Consider the following 416-nt stretch of genomic DNA (forward strand, 5'->3'; position numbering starts at 1 on the left):
GGCTTTGGTAGCTATTTCTATGGGTAAAGTTGAAAATCCCCACCTGTCCCAAAGAGTAGATGCAATGCTAGTCAAGGCTTTGGATGTGTTTCTTAAAGACGCAGATATGATTGCTCGCTATAACCGTGCATTTGAAATGGGTTGGTTGTCAGCAGAATGGCAGGAAATCCCCACGCTACCGGATTTTGTCAAGTTTTGCACCAGAGAACGTCTGAATTTGAGGTCTTTTGAGGAGATTGACCGACAGGCACTGAATCAAATTCAAAATCAGGTGAGTGCATTACTGGCATCGAGGTTGGGGAAAGCGATCGCTCGTCCGAGTACATTTTCCCCTGAACCTGCAATTAAATTCTTTGCTCTGAGCGGATTAACTAACGAACAGGATGCGTATTTGATGGCGATTAATGCCCATACTG

1 pseudogene is annotated in these 416 nt (G+C 44.7%); it reads left to right on the forward strand.

Annotated elements, in window-relative coordinates:
- A pseudogene (locus tag FJR05_RS01430) lies at window positions 1-416 on the forward strand (hypothetical protein); the annotation flags it as partial.

It is taken from the genome of Dolichospermum sp. UHCC 0259 (assembly GCF_009711935.1).
Lineage (GTDB): Bacteria > Cyanobacteriota > Cyanobacteriia > Cyanobacteriales > Nostocaceae > Dolichospermum.